The 18,066-nt window shown below is 71.4% G+C and carries 14 protein-coding genes; 4 read left to right on the top strand and 10 right to left on the bottom strand.

The features are described 5' to 3' along the window. Window positions 1-56: 56 nt before the first annotated feature. Genes J8M51_RS26425 through J8M51_RS26435 form a run of 3 tightly spaced genes read right to left on the bottom strand, consistent with a single transcriptional unit; the run spans window position 57 to window position 2,691 of the window. On the bottom strand, window positions 57-1,259 hold the full coding sequence (locus tag J8M51_RS26425) for a thiolase family protein (RefSeq protein WP_086760858.1): 1,203 nt from the start codon (window positions 1,257-1,259) through the stop codon (window positions 57-59). Window positions 1,260-1,267: 8 nt separating this feature from the next. Beyond that, entirely contained in the window at window positions 1,268-1,915 is a 648-nt protein-coding gene (locus tag J8M51_RS26430; protein ID WP_086760848.1) for a CoA transferase subunit B, read from the bottom strand. Next, the gene (locus J8M51_RS26435) at window positions 1,915-2,691 is read right to left on the bottom strand and encodes a CoA transferase subunit A (protein ID WP_086760850.1); all 777 of its coding nucleotides are present in this window, start codon (window positions 2,689-2,691) and stop codon (window positions 1,915-1,917) included. Before J8M51_RS26435 ends, J8M51_RS26430 begins: the two co-directional genes overlap by 1 nt. 223 nt (window positions 2,692-2,914) lie before the next feature. On the opposite strand from J8M51_RS26435, the gene J8M51_RS26440 reads away from it, so the two are divergent. Further along, window positions 2,915-3,376, top strand: a complete 462-nt coding sequence (locus J8M51_RS26440) for a MarR family winged helix-turn-helix transcriptional regulator (RefSeq protein WP_086760852.1) — start codon at window positions 2,915-2,917, stop codon at window positions 3,374-3,376. 48 nt (window positions 3,377-3,424) lie between these two features. On the opposite strand, the gene J8M51_RS26445 is transcribed toward J8M51_RS26440, so the two are convergent. Beyond that, the gene (locus J8M51_RS26445; protein WP_086760854.1) at window positions 3,425-4,438 is read right to left on the bottom strand and encodes a DUF3048 domain-containing protein; all 1,014 of its coding nucleotides are present in this window, start codon (window positions 4,436-4,438) and stop codon (window positions 3,425-3,427) included. 142 nt (window positions 4,439-4,580) lie between these two features. Here J8M51_RS26445 and J8M51_RS26450 point away from each other — a divergent pair, with 142 nt between their 5' ends. Beyond that, window positions 4,581-5,771, top strand: coding sequence for a zinc-dependent alcohol dehydrogenase (locus J8M51_RS26450; RefSeq protein ID WP_216589267.1), 1,191 nt, complete (start codon window positions 4,581-4,583; stop codon window positions 5,769-5,771). 29 nt (window positions 5,772-5,800) lie between these two features. Here the strand turns inward: J8M51_RS26450 and J8M51_RS26455 are convergent, their stop codons facing one another. After that, entirely contained in the window at window positions 5,801-6,880 is a 1,080-nt protein-coding gene (locus J8M51_RS26455) for an ATP-dependent DNA ligase (RefSeq protein ID WP_086755061.1), read from the bottom strand. Window positions 6,881-6,990: 110 nt separating this feature from the next. Between J8M51_RS26455 and ligD the strand changes: the two genes are divergently transcribed. After that, window positions 6,991-8,001 carry a non-homologous end-joining DNA ligase gene (gene ligD, locus J8M51_RS26460; RefSeq protein WP_086755060.1) on the top strand — a complete coding sequence of 337 codons (1,011 nt, stop codon included), beginning with the start codon at window positions 6,991-6,993 and terminating at the stop codon, window positions 7,999-8,001. 79 nt (window positions 8,002-8,080) lie between these two features. Here ligD and J8M51_RS26465 read toward each other — a convergent pair whose 3' ends face one another. From J8M51_RS26465 to J8M51_RS26475, 3 genes are all read right to left on the bottom strand, one after another. After that, complete coding sequence (locus J8M51_RS26465; RefSeq protein WP_086756558.1) at window positions 8,081-10,204, bottom strand: HEAT repeat domain-containing protein; 2,124 nt, start codon at window positions 10,202-10,204, stop codon at window positions 8,081-8,083. A gap of 122 nt (window positions 10,205-10,326) precedes the next feature. Beyond that, on the bottom strand, window positions 10,327-12,573 hold the full coding sequence (locus tag J8M51_RS26470; RefSeq protein ID WP_256964897.1) for an OmpL47-type beta-barrel domain-containing protein: 2,247 nt from the start codon (window positions 12,571-12,573) through the stop codon (window positions 10,327-10,329). Then, window positions 12,573-15,053, bottom strand: a complete 2,481-nt coding sequence (locus J8M51_RS26475; protein ID WP_179203139.1) for a ThuA domain-containing protein — start codon at window positions 15,051-15,053, stop codon at window positions 12,573-12,575. The genes J8M51_RS26470 and J8M51_RS26475 overlap by 1 nt, the downstream gene beginning before the upstream one ends. A 199-nt stretch (window positions 15,054-15,252) precedes the next feature. On the opposite strand from J8M51_RS26475, the gene J8M51_RS26480 reads away from it, so the two are divergent. After that, window positions 15,253-16,332, top strand: coding sequence for a multicopper oxidase domain-containing protein (locus J8M51_RS26480; protein WP_179203140.1), 1,080 nt, complete (start codon window positions 15,253-15,255; stop codon window positions 16,330-16,332). Window positions 16,333-16,336: 4 nt separating this feature from the next. On the opposite strand, the gene J8M51_RS26485 is transcribed toward J8M51_RS26480, so the two are convergent. Beyond that, the gene (locus J8M51_RS26485; RefSeq protein ID WP_086756562.1) at window positions 16,337-16,870 is read right to left on the bottom strand and encodes a hypothetical protein; all 534 of its coding nucleotides are present in this window, start codon (window positions 16,868-16,870) and stop codon (window positions 16,337-16,339) included. Beyond that, window positions 16,867-18,024 (bottom strand): DNA polymerase III subunit beta family protein, encoded by a 1,158-nt coding sequence (locus J8M51_RS26490; RefSeq protein ID WP_086756563.1) that lies wholly within the window; start codon window positions 18,022-18,024, stop codon window positions 16,867-16,869. Before J8M51_RS26490 ends, J8M51_RS26485 begins: the two co-directional genes overlap by 4 nt. Between the last annotated feature and the right edge of the window lie 42 nt (window positions 18,025-18,066).

An 18,066-nucleotide genomic window follows, 5' to 3' on the forward strand; every position in this document is an offset into this window, starting at 1 on the left:
GGTTCCTGACGTTCACGTCGAAAGGCGGATGTCGAAGGCCGGGCTGCGGTGGAGCGTCAGCGCTCCAGGACGAGGGCGAGTCCCTGACCCACCCCGATGCACAGGGTGGCGACGCCGACGCCGCCTCCCTTGCGCGCCAGCTGATGAGCGACCGTCCCGGCGAGCCGCGCACCGGACGCCCCCAGCGGGTGGCCGAGCGCGATCGCCCCGCCCCGCGGATTGAGGACCGCCGGGTCGAACTCGGGCCACTCGGCGACACAGCCGAGCACCTGCGCGGCGAACGCCTCGTTCAGCTCCAGGACGTCCAGGTCGCCGAAGCCCTTGCCCGCCTTGGCGAGCGCGCGGTTGGCCGCCTCGACCGGCGCGAGCCCGAAGTACTGCGGGTCGATCGCCGAGACACCCGAGGCCGAGACCCGTGCGAGGGGTTCGCGCCCGGTGGCGGCGAGTCCCTCCTCGTCCACCAGCAGCAGCGCGGCGGCCCCGTCGTTGAGGGGTGAGGCGTTGCCCGCGGTGACCGTGCCCCCGTCGGGGCGGAACGACGGCTTCAGCTTGGCCATGGCCGCCAGGGACGCGTCCGCCCGTACGCATTCGTCGGCGTCGACGACGACCGGGTCGCCCTTGCGCCGCGGAAGCGAGAGGGGGGCGATTTCGGCGTCGAACAGGCCCTCGGCCTGCGCCTTCGCGGCCTTCTGATGGGACGCGAGGGCGAACTCGTCCTGCTGTTCCCGGGTGATCTTGTGCTTGTCGGCGATGAGTTCGGCGGACTCGCCCAGCGGGATGGTCCACTGCGGGTCCATCGCCGGGTTGACCATGCGCCAGCCCAGCGTGGTCGAGTACAGCTCGGTGTGCCCGGCGGGGAAGGCCCGGTCGCTCTTGGGCAGGACGTACGGGGCGCGGGTCATGGACTCGACACCACCGGCGACGGCGATCGAGGCGTCGCCGACCGCGATCGCGCGCGCGGCCTGGAGGACCGCTTCGAGGCCCGAGGCGCAGAGCCGGTTGACGGTCACGCCCGGTACGGAGGTGGGCAGCCCGGCCAGCAGCGCGGCCATCCGGCCGACGTTGCGGTTCTCCTCGCCGGCGCCGTTGGCGTTGCCGAAGTAGACGTCCTCGATCCGCGCCGGGTCCAGGTCCGGTGTGCGGGCGAGCAGTTCACGGATGGCGTGCGCGGCGAGGTCGTCGGGGCGCACGCCCGCCAGAGCGCCGTTGTAGCGGCCGACGGGGGTGCGGACCGCGTCGACGATGTAGACGTCCTTCAGGCGGTTGCTCATGACTGGCTCTCTTCGGGGACGTGTACCTTCGCGGCGGTCTTGGTGACGATCTCCTCGACGGTCACCCCGGGCGCGGTCTCCACCAGCACCAGGCCCTCGTCGGTCACGTCGAGCACGCCCAGGTCGGTGATGATCCGGTTCACGCACCGCTTGCCGGTCAGCGGCAGCGCGCACTCCTGAAGGATCTTCGCCGAGCCGTCCTTGGCGGTGTGGGTCATGACCACGATGACCGTGCGCGCGCCGTGCACCAGGTCCATGGCACCGCCGATCCCGGTGATCATCTTCCCGGGGATGGCCCAGTTGGCGAGGTCGCCGCCGGCGGAGACCTGCATGGCGCCGAGGACGGCGACGTCGATGTGGCCGCCGCGGATCATGGAGAAGGACAGCGCCGAGTCGAAGTAGGAGGCGCCCGGCAGGACCGTGACCGTCTCCTTGCCCGCGTTGATCAGATCGGGGTCGACCCGGTCCTCGGTCGGGTAGGGGCCGGTGCCCAGGATGCCGTTCTCCGACTCCAGGATCACCTCGACGTCGGCGGGGAGGTAGTTGGGGATGAGCGTCGGCAGACCGATGCCGAGATTGACGTACTGGCCGTCCCGCAGTTCGCGCGCGGCGCGGGCCGCCATCTGTTCACGGGTCCAGGCCATCACTCGCTCACCGTTCCCTCTGCGGCGGAGACCGTCCGCTTCTCGATCTTCTTGTCGGCCGCCTGCTCGGGGGTGAGGGCGATGACCCGCTGCACGAAGATGCCGGGCAGATGCACGGCGTCCGGGTCGATCTCGCCGGGCTCGACCAGCTCCTCCACCTCGGCGATCGTGATCTTGCCGGCCATCGCGGCGAGCGGGTTGAAGTTGCGGGAGGACTTGTTGAAGACCAGGTTGCCGTGCCGGTCGCCCCTGGCCGCGCGGACCAGCGCGTAGTCGGTGCGGATGCCGTGCTCCAGCACGTACTCGGAGCCGTCGAACTCGCGGACCTCCTTGGGCGGCGAGGCCAGGGAGACGCCGCCGTTGCCGTCGTAGCGCCAGGGGAGGCCGCCGTCGGCGACCTGGGTGCCCACGCCGGCCGGGGTGAAGAACGCCGGGATGCCGGCGCCGCCCGCGCGCAGCCGCTCGGCGAGCGTGCCCTGCGGGATCATCTCGACCTCCAGCTCACCGGCCAGGTACTGTCGCGCGAACTCCTTGTTCGCTCCGATGTACGAACCGGTCACCCGGGCGATCCGGCCCGCCGCGAGGAGGACCGCGAGGCCGGACTCCATGGCACCGCAGTTGTTCGACACCACGCCGAGACCCGAGACCCCGCGCTCGTAGAGCGCCTGGATCAGCACGTTCGGCACACCGCTCAGCCCGAACCCGCCGACGGCGAGCGTCGCGCCGTCCGGCACATCGGCCACTGCCTCCAGGGCTGTGGCGACCACCTTGTCCATCCGTGAGGCCCCATCTCGTGCGCACCCGGTGACCAGTTAATCAGGGCACTGAGCATTTCGGTGAAGTTTCCTTCACGCTGCCACTCGTCGGCTTCGCCGTCAAGGGTCATGAGAACGGCGAGGTCATGCGGGTACGTGGTGCTGGACACGCCGAGTCGGGTGCCGGATATTGTTCGGTGAGTTATTCAGTGCACAGACGAACCGTCCGAGTCGAGGAGCGCTCATGACCGCGGTGGATCTCTCCACCCACCCCGGGCACCTGGCCCGACGGCTGCAGCAGGCCCACTATCTGCTGTGGAACGTGATGGTCTCCGAGGAGATCACCTCCCCGCAGTTCGCGGTCCTCAACACGCTCGTCGCCGAGCCGGGGCTCGACCAGCGCACGGTGGGGGAGCGGGTGGGGCTCGACCGGTCCACGATGTCCGAGGTGATCAGCCGGCTCGGCCGCCGCGGGCTCCTGGACAAGGTGCGCGATCCGCAGGACGGGCGGCGCTTTCTGCTGCGGCTCACCGAGGACGGCGTACGGACCCATCGCCGGCTCACGGTACGGACGGCCCGGATGAACCAGGTGTTCCTGGCACCGCTGTCGGCGCAGGAGCAGGGCGTGTTCTTCGAGCTGATCCGGCGGGTCGCGGACGCGGCGGAGGAGCTGCGCAGCCCGGCCGAGTCCCTGGGAGCGGGCTAGGGCCCTTCTGACGGATCTCCGCGGCGTCGCGACGCCCGGCACGCACCCTCACGGCGCGGCGGCGTACACGACCCATACCTGGCCCTTCGCGAAGTTCATCGGTTTGCCCTCCGGTGTGGTGAAGGCCGTGCCGTCCGCCGGGCTCTCCCGGCGCCAGTGCGCGTCGTACGCCCTGCCGTCCCGCAGGACCTCGGCGCGGCCCGAGCCGACCGTCTCCGTGTACGGGGTGTTGTTGCCGAGGTAGTCGTGGAAGCGGGACGCGCGGATCGTCACGTACTGGACGACGACCGTGGCCGGGGCGACCCGGACGTCGTCGGTGGTGATCGTCGGGCTGCCGTCCATGGAGACCTGCCAGCGGCGGCTGTCGTCGGACCAGGTGAAGGTGAAACGGGCCGCCGGATAGCGGACGGTGCGGGACTCCTCGGGGGTGCCGCCGGCGGGGGCGGGGCCGTAGTGGAACCCGGTGGTGAGCGCCTCGGCACCGGGCGGGGTGTCGATCAGCTTCTCGGGGCGCAGATACAGGTTGTGCGGGACGGGTTTCTCGTCGCCCCGGAAGTACGCGCTCTCGGCGTCCTCGGGGGTCTCCGCGTGCAGCGGCGCCCGGTCGATGATCGGCAGCAGCTTGCCCTGCGCGCCGGAGAAGGCGAGGGTCGGCTCGTCGAACTGGCGCAGCAGCTCCAGATCGGATTCGCGGGCGCTGCGCACCGGCCCGACCGCCTCCGGGAACGTCGTCGCGTAGACGGCCATCAGCCGGCTGAGACCGCCCTCGACCTGCTCGGCGTAGACGATGTCCGCGGCGTCGATACCCGTCTGGGGACGGGCGGCCGAGACGTTGTCGATCTTCACGGCGAGGACCGAGCCGGCCGGCGGCGCGCTCGCCCGGTCGTCCCGGCGGCCGTCGTCCCCGCCGCGGTCGTCGCCGCCGTCCGAACCGGTCACCGTGCAGCCCGCCAGCAGGGCGGCCACCGTCAGGGCGGCGAGCAGCGGCCCCGCCGACGAGCGGCGCCGCGCCCGCCGTGCCCGGAGTCCTCTGTCTGCTGTGCTCGGCCCGTTCAAGGTCATGGTGTCTTCGATTGTGCGCTTATCCGTTCATGAATGGCTATACGGGTTCGTTTCCGACTGGTTCGGGGCGGGGGTGCCGGGTACCCGTGGCGGGCCTGTCGGCCGGGCCGAGGGAACACCGAGGGAACGGAGTGTGGGTGTGATGAAGGCAGTGACATGGCAGGGCAAGCGGGACGTACGCGTGGAGACCGTGCCCGATCCGGTGATCCAGGAGCCGACGGACGCGGTCGTCCGGATCACCTCCACCGGACTCTGCGGTTCCGACCTGCATCTGTACGAGGTGCTCACCCCGTTCATGACCCCGGGCGACATCCTCGGCCACGAGCCCATGGGCATCGTCGAGGAGGTCGGCGCCGGGGTGCCGGACCTGGCGGCCGGGGACCGGGTCGTCGTACCGTTCCAGATCGCCTGCGGCAGCTGCTGGATGTGTCTCACCGGGCTTCCCACCCAGTGCGAGACCACCCAGTGCACCGGCGAGGGCATGGGCGCCGCCCTCTTCGGCTACACCCGGCTGTACGGCGCGGTCCCGGGCGCCCAGGCCGAGTATCTGCGGGTCCCGCAGGCCCAGTTCGGGCCGATCAAGGTGCCGGAGGGGCCGCCCGACGACCGCTTCCTCTACCTCTCCGACGTGCTCCCCACCGCCTGGCAGGCGGTCGAGTACGCCCATGTCCCGCCCGGCGGCAGCGTCGCCGTGCTCGGCCTCGGTCCCATCGGGGACATGGCCTGCCGGGTGGCCGTGCACCGCGGCGCCGAACAGGTCTTCGGCGTCGACCTGGTGCCCGAGCGGCTGCGCCGGGCGCGCGACCGGGGCGTCGAGACGTTCGACCTCCGGGACTTCGACAGCGAGAAGGAACTGATCGCCGCGATCCAGGACCGGACCGCCGGACGCGGCCCCGACTCCGTCATCGACGCCGTCGGCACCGAGGCCCACGGCGGCGCCGCCGCCCGGCTCGTCCAGAACGCGGCCGGACATCTGCCCCGCGCGGTCGGCGCGCGCTTCGCCGAGCATCTGAGCGTGGACCGGCTGGCCGCCCTCCACACCGCCATCGACCTCGTACGACGCGGCGGCACGATCTCCGTCTCCGGCGTCTACGGCGGCATGGTCGACCCGATGCCGATGCTCACCCTCTTCGACAAGCAGATCCGGCTGCGCATGGGCCAGGCCAACGTCCGCGCCTGGAGCGACGACATCCTGCCCCTGCTCACGGAGGACGACCCGCTCGGTGTCGACTCCTTCGCCACCCACCGGGTGCCGCTCACCGAGGCGCCGCACGCCTACGAGATGTTCCAGCGCAAGCAGGACGGCGCGGTGAAGGTGCTGATGGAGCCCTGAGCGTCACCGGCCGGTGCCGGGGCCGGGCGTCACTGACCGGTGCCGGGCCCGAGGATCTCCGCCAGGTCGTAGCTCACCGGCTCGTCCAGCTGCGCGTAGGTGCAGCTGTCGGCCGTGCGGTCCGGGCGCCAGCGGCGGAAGCGGGCCGTGTGACGGAACCGGACGCCGTTCTCCATGTGGTCGTAGGCGACCTCCGCGACCTGCTCGGGCCGCAGCGGCACCCAGGAGAAGTCCTTCTTCGACGACCACCGGCTCGGCGCCCCCGGCAGCCGGGCCGTCTCGTGCGCCGCCTCGTCGGACCAGGCCGCCCACGGGTGCTCCCCGACGTCCGTCAGCCGCAGCGGCTCCAGTTCCTCCACCAGCTCCGCGCGCCGCTTCATCGGGAACGCCGCGCACACCCCGATGTGCTGGAGGGTGCCCCCGTCGTCATACAGCCCCAGCAGCAGCGAGCCGACCACCGGCCCGCTCTTGTGGAGGCGGTACCCGGCGACCACCACGTCCGCCGTCCGCTCGTGCTTGATCTTGAACATGGCCCGCTCGTCCTGCCGGTACAGCAGGGTGACCGGCTTGGCGATCACCCCGTCCAGCCCCGCCCCCTCGTACTGCTCGAACCACTGCTCCGCCAGCTCGCGGTCGGTGGTGGCCGGGGCGAGATGCACCGGGGCCGTCACCTCCGACAGGGCCAGCTCCAGAAGCGCGCGGCGATCGGTGAGCGGGACGTCGAGCAGCGACTCGTCGCTCAGCGCGAGCAGGTCGAAGGCGACGAAGGAGGCGGGGGTCGTCTCGGCCAGCATCCGGACACGGGAGTCCGCGGGGTGGATGCGCTCGGTGAGGGCGTCGAAGTCCAGCCGCCGCCCGTCCCGGACGATCACGATCTCGCCGTCCATGACACAGCGCCGCGGCAAGCGCTCCCGCAGCGCCGCCACCAGCTCGGGGAAATACCTGGTCAGCGTCTTGCCCGTGCGGCTGCCGAGCTCCACCTCGTCGCCGTCGCGGAACACGATCGCCCGGAACCCGTCCCACTTCGCCTCGTAGTGCATGTCCGGCGGGATCTTCGCCACGGACTTGGCGAGCATCGGTTTCACGGGCGGCATCACCGGAAGATCCATGCCATCGATTCTGCGACCGCGGGTCCACCACCGCGCGGTGAGCCAGGGCGAGCCATAGCGAGACATGCCCCGGTATGCGGCATATGGGCGTTCCGCCTACCGTGGCTCGCATGGGCGAAGCGGTGGAGCTGGAGGCGGCGGGGCGGACGGTACGGCTGTCCAGCCCGGACAAGATCTTCTTCCCGGAGCGCGGTTTCACCAAGCTGGACCTCGCCCGGTACTACATCGCCGTCGGCCCCGGCATCCTGCGGGCCCTGCGCGACCGGCCCACCACCCTGGAGCGGTACCCGGAGGGCGTGACGGGCGAGAACTTCTTCCAGAAACGGGCCCCCAAGAACATGCCCGACTGGATCCCCACCGCCCACATCACCTTCCCCAGCGGGCGCAGCGCCGACGAGATGTGCCCCACCGAGGTCGCCGCCGTCGTGTGGGCCGCGCAGTTCGGCACGCTCACCTTCCATCCGTGGCCGGTCCGCCGCGCCGACGTCGACCGCCCCGACGAACTGCGCATCGACCTCGACCCACAGCCCGGCACCGAGTACGCCGACGCCGTCCGCGCCGCCCATGAACTGCGCGAAGTCCTGCACGAGTACGGCGGACTGCGTGGCTGGCCCAAGACCTCCGGCGGCCGTGGCCTGCATGTCTTCGTGCCCATCCGGCCCGACTGGACCTTCACCCAGGTCCGCCGCTCGGCCATCGCCGTGGCCCGCGAGCTGGAGCGCCGGATGCCGGAGCAGGTGACCACGGCCTGGTGGAAGGAGGAACGCGGCGCGAAGATCTTCGTCGACTACAACCAGACCGCCCGCGACCGCACCATCGCCTCCGCCTACTCCGTACGACCCCGCCCGCACGCACCCGTCTCCGCGCCCCTCACCTGGGACGAGGTGGGCGAGGCCGTACCGCGCGACTTCGACCTCGCGACGATGCCGGCGCGCTTCGCCGAACTCGGTGACGTCCACGCCGACATGGACGACCACGCCTTCTCCCTGGAGGCGCTGCTGGAGCTGGCGGCACGGGACGAGCACGACCACGGGCTGGGCGATCTGCCGTATCCGCCGGAGTATCCGAAGATGCCGGGGGAGCCGAAGCGGGTGCAGCCGAGTCGGGCGAAGAAGGGGTGAGCGTCCTGACGGGGGGTGCGGGGCGTCGGTCGGCCGCGGGTGGGTGGGCGGGCGCTGGTCGCGCCGTTCCCCGCGCCCCCTACGAGGCGGTGGTCTCCAGCTCGGTCACTATGCGGCGGCAGGCCGCCAGCAGGTCCTCGTCCTCGGTGACGTCCCCGCGTATGTTCACGCTCGCGGCGGCGGTCATGGACGAGTTGTCGGTGCGGTGGCGGCGCGGGGACGCCAGCTCGGCCCGAATCAAGGGGAGCGCGGGTGCCGCCGCCGGGCCCATCTCGGTGAGGCAGACGGCGATCCGCGGGCGGGCCATGGGGGTCGTGGTCCAGTGGTGGAGGAAGGCCGGCAGTGCCTCGGCGGGGTCGCCGGTCACCTTCCACAGCGCGACGGCCTCCTCGACGCCTCTGTCGCGGGCGCGCAGCTCGTCGGCCAGCGGCGTGGCCGCCGGGCCGAGGGAGCCGATCAGACGGAGGGCGAGACGGCTTTCGTACCGGCCGTCGCAGCCCAGGCCGGAGCGCAGTGCGGGAAGAACCGCCTTGGCGTCGCCGGTCACCGACCAGAGGGCCGCCGCGGTCTCCAGCCGGTCCGGCACCGGGGCGGTGGGGTCCGCGAGCAACTCCCTGAGCAGCGGCGCGGCTTCGGCCGCGGCCCGGCCGTACCGGGCCGTCGCCTTCAGCGCGTGTCGTCGGGTCGCCGGGTCGTCGTGGCTGTCCCGGAGCAGGGCGAGCACGAGGGGCAGGGACTCGGGAGGGGTGAGGACGCCGAGGCCGGCCAGCAGCCGGTGCAGGGTGTCGCCCCGGTCGTCCGGGCCGAGGGCGACGACGCGTTCATGGAGCACCGGGCCCAGCTCGGCGACCGCCTCCGGTCCGAACGCCTCCAGCCAGCGCACGATCTGCTCCGGGAGATCGAGCCGGCCGAGGATCGACGTCAGCGCGTTCACGATCCGCTCGTCGCCCTGGAGCGTGAGCACCTCGGCGGCCTTGCCGAGCGCCGTGGCGCTCCAGCCCAGGTCGGCGTCGGTCTCCTCGCGCCCGCTGTCCGCCCACCCCTCGATATAGGCGACCACCTCGTCGGCCACCATGCGCGCGATCGGGGCGAGACGGCGCAGCTCGTCCAACGCCGCTTTGTTCAGGCGTGGTTCGGGGTCGTCCAACTGCTCGGCGAGCGCGATCAACGGCTCGTCGTCCGGTACCCGCCAGCCCGTCATCAGGGCCCCCGCCATGCTGACGGCGGCCATGCGCTGTCCCCGGTCGGGGCTGCGCAACTGGCCGACGAGGAGGGCGTACCGCAGGTCCGTCCGGTCGCCGAGGGCGTGGTGCAGTTCGACGAGGAGATCGTCGGTCGCGTCGGCGTCCACGGCCGCCGCCTGGCTCGCCTTGAGCTCGCGAAGGTACGACACCATCGTGTCCGTGCGCGGACGGTCCCGCTCCGGCTCGGTCGCACGGGCACCGGACCCCTTCGCCTCGCAGGCCAGGCGCATCACGGCAAGGGCGATCGCGACCGTGTCCTCGGGCAGCGACTCCGGGGCGCAGTCGGCGAGTCGGGCGAGACCGGTCAGCCGGACCTCGGGCCCGGAGCGGTCGGAGAGCACCGACGCGCGCAGCAGCACCCCGGCCTCGGCGCCCAGCGACTCCGGGTGGCGGGCGCCCAGCCGGCCGATCGCCTCCACCAGAGCACACTGTGCCGTCGAGTCGTGCTCCACGGACAGCCGCTCACGCAGTACCCCGAAGGCCCGTGCCGGATCCGGGTGCACCCGGGACAGGGCGAGGGCCGCCGCCGCGCGTACCTCCGCTTCGGCGTCGGCGAGCAGACCGAGGAAGCCGTCCGCGCGCTCCCGCACCGCCGCCCAGGCGTCCAGGAACGGCTGGACGAACGCCGCGTCCTCCTCCTCGTCCTCGAAGAGACCACCGATCTCCGCCGGATCGGGCCGCTCCTCACCCCCGATGCTGCACAGCAGATGGACGAGCGCGGCCCGGTCGGCGAGACCGTCCAGCGCCGCCAGCTCGAAGAGGAACGGAACGCAGGCCACCGTGCTGTCGTACACATCCCCCTGGTGGTGCACCGCCCCGTACATCCCGTCGAGCGCGATGTCCCGCTCGGCCGGGTCGTCCGACGCCAGGCCTCGCAGCAGGCCGGGCACATCGGTCGCCGACTCGGTGTACGCATGCCCCATCGACGCCCAGTCGACGTCGTCGATCCCCGTGAGCACAAAGCCTCCCCGTCGCGCGGCAGTGGCGTACAGCAGCCACCGATCACAGCATGCCGTACGCCACCGACAACGGGCCGGGCCGAAGCGGACCCTGCGCTTCCGGAGAGGTTCCTCGCTGTTCCCTACAGTTCCTTGATCCGGATGTCCCGGTAGGAGACGACATCCGTCGTGCCGTGCACCTGGAGGCCGAGGTAGCCGGAGGCGAACCGCCGCCCGTCCGTGCCCGGGTCGTCCGAGCGGGGCGGGGTGAAGTCCTGGCCGCCGGTGTTGTCGAACTCGTTGATCAGGACGCCGTTGCGGAAGACCGAGTAGTGCTGGTCGACCACCCGGATCTCGTAGTCGTTCCAGGTGCCCTTCTGGGTGACGCCCGCACCGGCGAGACCCACCCGGTCGAACCCGTAGACCGACCCCGTCTTGTACATGTCGCCGTCGGGCCGGTCCAGGACCTGCACCTCATGGCCGTACTTGATGGCCACCCACTCCGGCCGTGACTCCTCCGGGTGGCCGTGGACCCCGGGGAAGCGCACGAACACACCGGAGTTGGCGTTGCCCGTGCCGGGCGCGTCGTCCCGCCACTGCAGGCGCAGCGAGAAGTCGCCGTACTTCCGCTCGGGGAACCACAGCATGCCGAGCCCGGCCTTCGTCGTACCGGAGGTGATCGAGCCGTCGGAGTTCAGACCGAACGAACCACCGCCCACCTGCTGCCACTTGGCGAACGACTCGGCCGTGCCGTCGAGGATCGTGCGGTACCCCTCGGTCTGGCCCGGCCTGCCGATGCCGGACTTCTCCGCGGCCTCCTTCACGGCGGTGTACTCGCGCAGGTCGACGACCCCTTCCCGGAACAGCTTGTCGAGGACGGTGTCCACGTGCTTCAGGAACAGGGCGTGGGACGTCCACTCCTTCTCGTCCTCGATCAACTCGTTGATCCGGCAACGGTTGTTGGTGACCCGGTTCGGCACACCCGAGTCGACCGTGCCGACGAAGACCGTCAACCGCTCGTCGTACTCCGCGCAGTTGGGCGCCGGCACCCCGCCCCCCGCGACGACCGTGAAGCTCACCGAGCGCGCGGAGGCCGTGTTCCCCGCCTTGTCGCTCGCCCGGTACGTCACCGTGTGTGTGCCCGCGCGGTCCACCACCACGGGGGCGGAGTAGGCGAGATAGGGGCCGCCGTCCAGGGAGTACTCGACGGCGGCGACACCGGACCCGCCGTGGTCGGTGGCGCTGACGGTGACCTTCGCGCTCTTCAGATACGCCCCGGCCGAGTTGCGGTCGCCCTCGACGGTCACCCCGGTGACCGGGGGAGTGGTGTCGTTCGCCGGCGGGGCGACGACGGTGAAGCCGACGCTCTTCACGGCCGCCACGTTCCCGGCCTTGTCCGTGGCCCGGTAGCGCACCTTGTGGGTGCCGACCTCGTGCACCATCACGGGCGCGGTGTACGGCTGCCACGCCCCCGAGTCGCCGAGCGCGTACTCGATGAGGTTGACGCCCGACCCGGTGTCCGACGCGGAGACGGTGACCGTCGCCATGGAGACGTAGTCGCCCTGCGGATTCTTCTCACCGGCCACCGTCGCCGAGGTCTCCGGCGCGGTGGTGTCGTCCGTCGGCGGGGCGACGACGGTGAAGCCGACGCTCTTCTCGGCGGCCGTGTTGCCCGCCTTGTCGACCGCCCGGTAGCGCACCTTGTGCGTGCCGACCTGGTCGATCACCACGGGCGTGGTGTACGGCAGCCAGGCGCCGGTGTCGCCGATCGCGTACTCGACCCGCTCGACCCCCGAACCGCCGGTGTCTGTCGCGCTCACCGCCACGGACGCCGAACCGACGTACGCACCCGAGGAGTTCTGCGTCCCGCTCACCGACGCCGCCGTCTCCGGCGCGGTGGTGTCCTCGCCGGTGCCCTCGGTCACCACGAGGATGCCCTGCATCTGACCGTGCCCCGGGATCGTGCAGTAGTAGCGGTAGCGGCCCGGGGCGAGCGTCACCTCGGCGGTGTGCCGGCCGCCCTGGTCGTCTCCGGGATTGGCCAGGATGTTGAGCGGGACGTCGTTGTTGTACTCCGGGTCGGAGACGTCGAACGTCAGGGTGTGGGGCATCCCCATGGTGTTGCCGGTCGCCTTGCTGTTCTCGAAGACGATCGTCGTCGGGCCCGCCACCGCCGTCCGCGGGGCGGACACGTACTGGGTGATGTCGTCACCGGCGGTCCAGGTGAGCACCTGGGCGGCCGCGGCCCGGTCCGGTGCCGCCTGCGCCGTACGGCCGGACGCGGGCGTCGAGGTGAGCCCGAGGACCATCAGCAGGGCCGCCGACAGGACCGTCCACAGCCGTCTTTCCCGTGTCGAGCGTCGCTCTCGCGTTCTTCTGCCGACCCCCATCACTCCGCCTTCCTCGCCAGCTCGTCGGCGGCCGGCGTGGGACCGCCGCCCGTGTAAGTGATCCGCCACAGAGCCGACTTGGCGTCCGAGGTGAAGAAGCCGCGTCCGTAGTCGAGGACGTACAGCGCGCCGTCCGGACCGAACTTCCAGTCCATGAGGTTGCGGATGCCGTTGTTCCCGACCGGCACGATCTTCTTCAGCGACTCCGCGTGGACCGGGAGTCCGCCGCTGCCCTGGTTCTTCGGGTCCATGACCACCGCGTGGCGCGGCTGGTCGGCGTCGTAGAAGTCGCCGACGAACCACTTGCCGTCCCAGTAGGCGGGCCAGCGGACCGAGTTGTCGCCGGAGGCGGAGTAGCGGTAGACCGGGCCGTTCATCGTGGCCTGGCCGCCGCCCTTCAGCCACGGCAGCAGATACGTGGCCTCCTCGTTCTTGTAGGAGGGGATGCCGTTCGCGTCCCGGGGGAAGTCCGGGGCGCCGCCCTGCGGTGAGTACCAGATGTTGTTGCCGGTCACCGGGGGCAGGTTGACGAGTCCGTCGTTGTTCGGGGACTCGTTCTTCGGGTGGTCGCAGTCGTACCAGCCGAGCGGCTTCGACGGGTCGGGCAGATCGCGGTCCCGGTAGGGCTGCTTGTTGCCCATGCAGAACGGCCAGCCCCGGTTGCCCGCCTCGGTGATGGCGGCGAAGGTGTCGTACTTCGCCGGGCCCCAGGTCGTCGACGGCGCGCTCGCGTCCGGGCCGACCCAGCCGGCGTACAACACGTCCGTCTGCTGGTCGACGAAGATCCGGGCGGGGTTGCGGACACCCATCACATAGATCTCGCCACGTGTCTTGCCACCGCCCTCGGCGGTCTCCCGGCCGGTGAAGAGATTGCCGGTCGGCAGGGTGTAGGTGCCGTCGGGCTCCGGGTGGATGCGGAGGATCTTGCCGTTGAGGTTGTTGGTGTTGCCCGCGGTGCGGCGGGCGTCGGCGAACGAGACGCCCTTGTAGTTCGGCTGCGGGTTGTTGCCGGAGTAACCGCCGCTGAAGCCGCTGGAGTTGTTGTCGCCGGTCGCGATGTACAGGTTGCCCTTGGAGTCCCAGGTCATCCCGCCGCCCGCGTGGCAGCAACTGTGGATCTGCACCGGCCACTTGAGCAGTGTCTTCTCACTGCCCAGGTCCAGTTTGTTCGTCGTGAGGTCGAGGGTGAAGCGGGAGACGCGGCGCTCGGCCGTCCGGGTGTCACGGTCGATCCCGGAGTGCGGCGTGTAGTGCAGATACACCCAGCCGTTCCGCTGGAAGCCCGGGTCCAGCTCGATGCCGAGCAGGCCCTCCTCGACCTTGATCAGCTCGTCGCCGCCGCCCTTGTTGCCGAAGACGGTGAGCGCGCCCGCGAGGGTCACCTTCTTCGTCCTCGGGTCGTAGACGTGGACCTCGCCCTTGCCCTTGCCGATGTCGGGCTTGTTCCAGTCGGTGACCACGGGCTGCGACGAGTCGGCGCCGCCTCGGCCGATGTACAGGACGCGCCCGTCGGGGGCGGTGACCAGGCCGTGCGGCTCGCCGATCTGGTCGTTCTGCCCGGGCTGGTTGGGCTGGGTCAGGCGCTCCGCCTTGTAGTTGGCGTCGATCGTCGCCTTGCAGTCGGCCCGCGCCAGCCGGGACGTCCACAGCAGGGCGCCCCGCAGATGCGTACGGAAGTCGGCCTCGTCGTACGCCGAGGCGGTCCCGCCCATGCCGGTGTAGAAGGACCGGCCGCCGTCGTAGTCGCGGCACCAGCTCACCGGGTGGTCCGCGCCGTTGGCGCTCGTGCCCGGCTGGTACGTGGACTCGCGCACCCGGGCCACCGTGTGGACCGTGCCGGACGGGTTCTTCGTCCAGTTGAGCCACTTGTCGGGCCGCTTCCACTGCACCGGCAGATCCTTGGTGGCCGGATTCTGCCGGTCCCCGACCTCGACGGTCGCGCGCTGCACGGCCGTCGGGCTGGACGCGGCCGGGCGGGCGCCGATCAGGCCCGTGAACCAGTCCGAGTAGGGCTCGGCGCGGGCCGCGTCATGGACGCCGAGGAAACCGCCGCCCGCCTCCATGTACGCCTCGAGTCCCGCTTCCTGCTCGGGATCCAGGACGTCGCCGCCGCCGGTCAGGAAGACGACGGCGTTGAAACCGCTCAGCCGGGTCTCGTCGGTGAACACGGAGGCGTCGTCGGTGGCGACGACCCCGAACCGTTCGGCGGCCGGCCCGGACAGACCGATCCGCTCGATCGCCTCGATCCCGGCGTTCACCACGGGCGACTCGTCCCCGGACGCCGCCGAACCGTGGAACAGCAGTACCCGGGGGCCGGATCCGCCCGGCGGCGACTTGATCGACATCGTTGTCAGCGGCGGCTCCGGCGCCGGACGCGCCTGGGCCGCGGGACCTGCCAGGAGCCCCGCGGTGACGACCGAGGCGGTCACCGTGGCCGCCCAGGCCCGTCTCTTCGCGTCGCTCAACCCTCGTAAGTACATGGGCACCTCCTCGGTCACAGCAACAGCGCCATGGAAGCTAGCCCCCATTTGCGCGGCTCGCCAAGACCTATGACCGGAATGGTGCGAACTTTGTCCTGGGTGTGGAGAAACAGCTGGGCTGCCGCTACCGTCACACAGGTTGATCACAGATGCGTCTCCGCAAGATCCGTATGAGCGTGGGGAGTTCCGCATGGACGCGATGGACAGACGAGGCTTCAACCGGCGGGTGCTGCTGGGCGGCGCGGCCGCCGCGACATCGTTGTCCGTGGCCATCGAGACCGTCGGTGCCTCCGAGGCCGTGAGCGCCGCCGGACAGACGAAGGCGGCCGAACAGACGAAGACCGCCCCGGCGGGCGGCGAGGTCAGGCGCATCAAGATGTACGCCGAGAAGCTGCCCGACGGGCAGATGGGCTACGGCTTCGAGAAGGGCAAGGCCTCCATACCGGGCCCGCTGATCGAGCTGAACGAAGGCGACACCGTCCACATCGAGTTCGAGAACACCATGGACGTCGCCGCGAGCCTGCACGTCCACGGCCTGGACTACGAGATCTCCAGCGACGGCACCAAGCTGAACAAGAGCGACGTCGAGCCCGGCGGCACCCGCACCTACACCTGGCGCACCCACGCCCCCGGAGCCCGTGCGGACGGCACCTGGCGTGCGGGCAGCGCCGGCTACTGGCACTACCACGACCATGTCGTCGGCACCGAGCACGGCACGGGCGGCCTGCGCAAGGGGCTCTACGGTCCGGTCATCGTCCGCCGCAAGGGTGATGTCCTCCCGGACAAGACCGTCACCGTCGTCTTCAACGACCTGCGCATCAACAACAAGCCCGCCCACTCCGGCCCCGACTTCGACGCGACCGTGGGCGACCGGGTCGAGTTCGTCGTCATCACGCACGGCGAGTACTACCACACCTTCCATATGCACGGTCACCGCTGGGCCGACAACCGCACCGGCATGCTCACCGGTCCCGACGACCCCAGCCAGGTCATCGACAACAAGATCGTCGGTCCCGCCGACTCCTTCGGCTTCCAGGTCATCGCCGGTGAAGGCGTCGGAGCGGGCGCCTGGATGTACCACTGCCATGTCCAGAGCCACTCCGACATGGGCATGGTCGGCCTGTTCCTGGTCCGCAAGACGGACGGGACGATCCCGGGGTACGAGCCGCACCAACAGCACGGGTCCGGCACGTCCGGCGGCACCGGCGGCACCGGCGGCACCGGTGGAGTCGGCGGCACCGGCGATTCCGGTGAGTCCGGCGCGTCCCACGAGCACTGAGGGTTCAGTCGGCGGCGGGCGGCGCGGGTGGTGTTCGCCGTGCCGTGTCCCGCCGGGCGACGGCCTCGGCCACCTCCTCGATCGCGGTCCGCAGCAGATCGCCGTACGCGTCCCCGGCGAGGTGCGGGGTGTGCCGCCGGGCCGCTTCGATGTGCTCGGCGGCGGCCTCGAAGGACGCCAGCCTGCGGTAGCCGTCGGCGAGGTTGAGGTGCAGCGACGGGTAGAAGGCCGCGAGGCGCAGCCGGGCGTCGTGCGCCTGGACGCGCCGCTCGGTCGCGGCGTCCGCGGCGTCCAGCGCCCGTACGTCCCACGCCAACGCCCGGGCGGGATCGGCGGGGTGGAGATCCGCCAGGTGGTGGGCGAGGGCGCAGCGGTGCAGCGGATCGCCGGTGACCCCGATCGTGGCCCACAGGTCCAGGAGCCGGCGGCGCGCGGAGTCGACGTCCCCCGCGCGGCCCGACGTGACGGCCCGGGCGATGGCGTCCATGACCGGATCGGTGGAGGGCGCGGCGGCGGTGGTGGTGTTCGAGTCGGTCATGAGGGGGCTCCTCGTCGTCGGGGCCGGTGCTCGGCCGGAGTCCCCGGATGGATGGGCATGGCCAAGGTGGTGAGATCGCCGCGGTCGGCCGAGCGGATCGTCACGGGCTGATCGGGCCCCCGCAGATCGAGCATCACGTCCGGGCCGATCGCCGTGCTCACGGCCGGGTAGAGCGTCGTCAGCTCGAACCAGAGGTCACAGCCCGCTCCCGTCACCGTGGCCGGAAGCCGTGTCCCGGACCGCTCGTCACCGCCCACCCGGACGCGGGGCCCGTCGTCGGCCGGGCGGACCTCCGTCCCGTCGCCGGACACGCGGACCTCCGTCCCGTGCCCCGGCACACGCAGGGCGAGCCGCTCGCCGGAGTGTTCCTCCAGGGCACGCAGGAACGGTTGCTGGGGGAGCGTCACGCGGGTGGTGACCTCGGGCAGCGCGGCGAGCATCGCCCGGAAGTCGGGGAACTCCTCCGTGAGCGCACGGCAGTACTGGTCCTGTCTGCCCTCCATCCGCAGCCACAGCCCCCGTGCCGTCGCCTCGACGCGCACCAGCGCACTGCGCCGGACCTCGGCGACCGCCGTCCGCAGCTCCTCGCCGTCGACCGTGCCGGCCCAGGTCGTCGCCGGCGGCTCGGACGGCACCAGCGTCCGTGTCGAGAGCCGGTAGCGGTCGGTCGCGGTCAGGGTGAGCGACTGCCGGTCCACCTCGACGCGCAGACCGCGGAGCACGGGCAGGTCCGGCTCCCGCGCGGTCGCGGTCAGGACCTGCTCGACCGCGTCGGCCAGCACGGGCCCCCGCAGCGTGGCGACCGGCGGACCCGGCACCTCACCGAGGGACGACCTGAGGGCGACGGCCGTCCGCCGCGCCGCCGCCGCGTCCCCGAGAATCCGTGCGACATGCTCGTCGACCAGCCGCGCCGCGTCCTCGGGACCGGCGTCGAGGACCGCCTCGACACCGGTGAGCGGCATGGCGATCTCGCGCAGCCGACGCAGCGCCGTGGCCCGGACCAGCTGGTCGGCGGTGTAGTAGCGGTAGCCCGAGGCGGGGTCGACCTCGGCGGGTCGCAGCAGCCCGGAGTCGTCGTAGAACCGCAGCGCGCTGGAGGTCAGCCCGCTGCGGCGGGCGAAGACACCGATCGGCATCAGCTCGTCGTCTGTCATCCGGCCATCCTGGGCCTTCGACCGACTCGAAGGTCAACACCG

Source organism: Streptomyces griseiscabiei, from assembly GCF_020010925.1.
Classification (GTDB): Bacteria; Actinomycetota; Actinomycetes; order Streptomycetales; family Streptomycetaceae; genus Streptomyces; species Streptomyces griseiscabiei.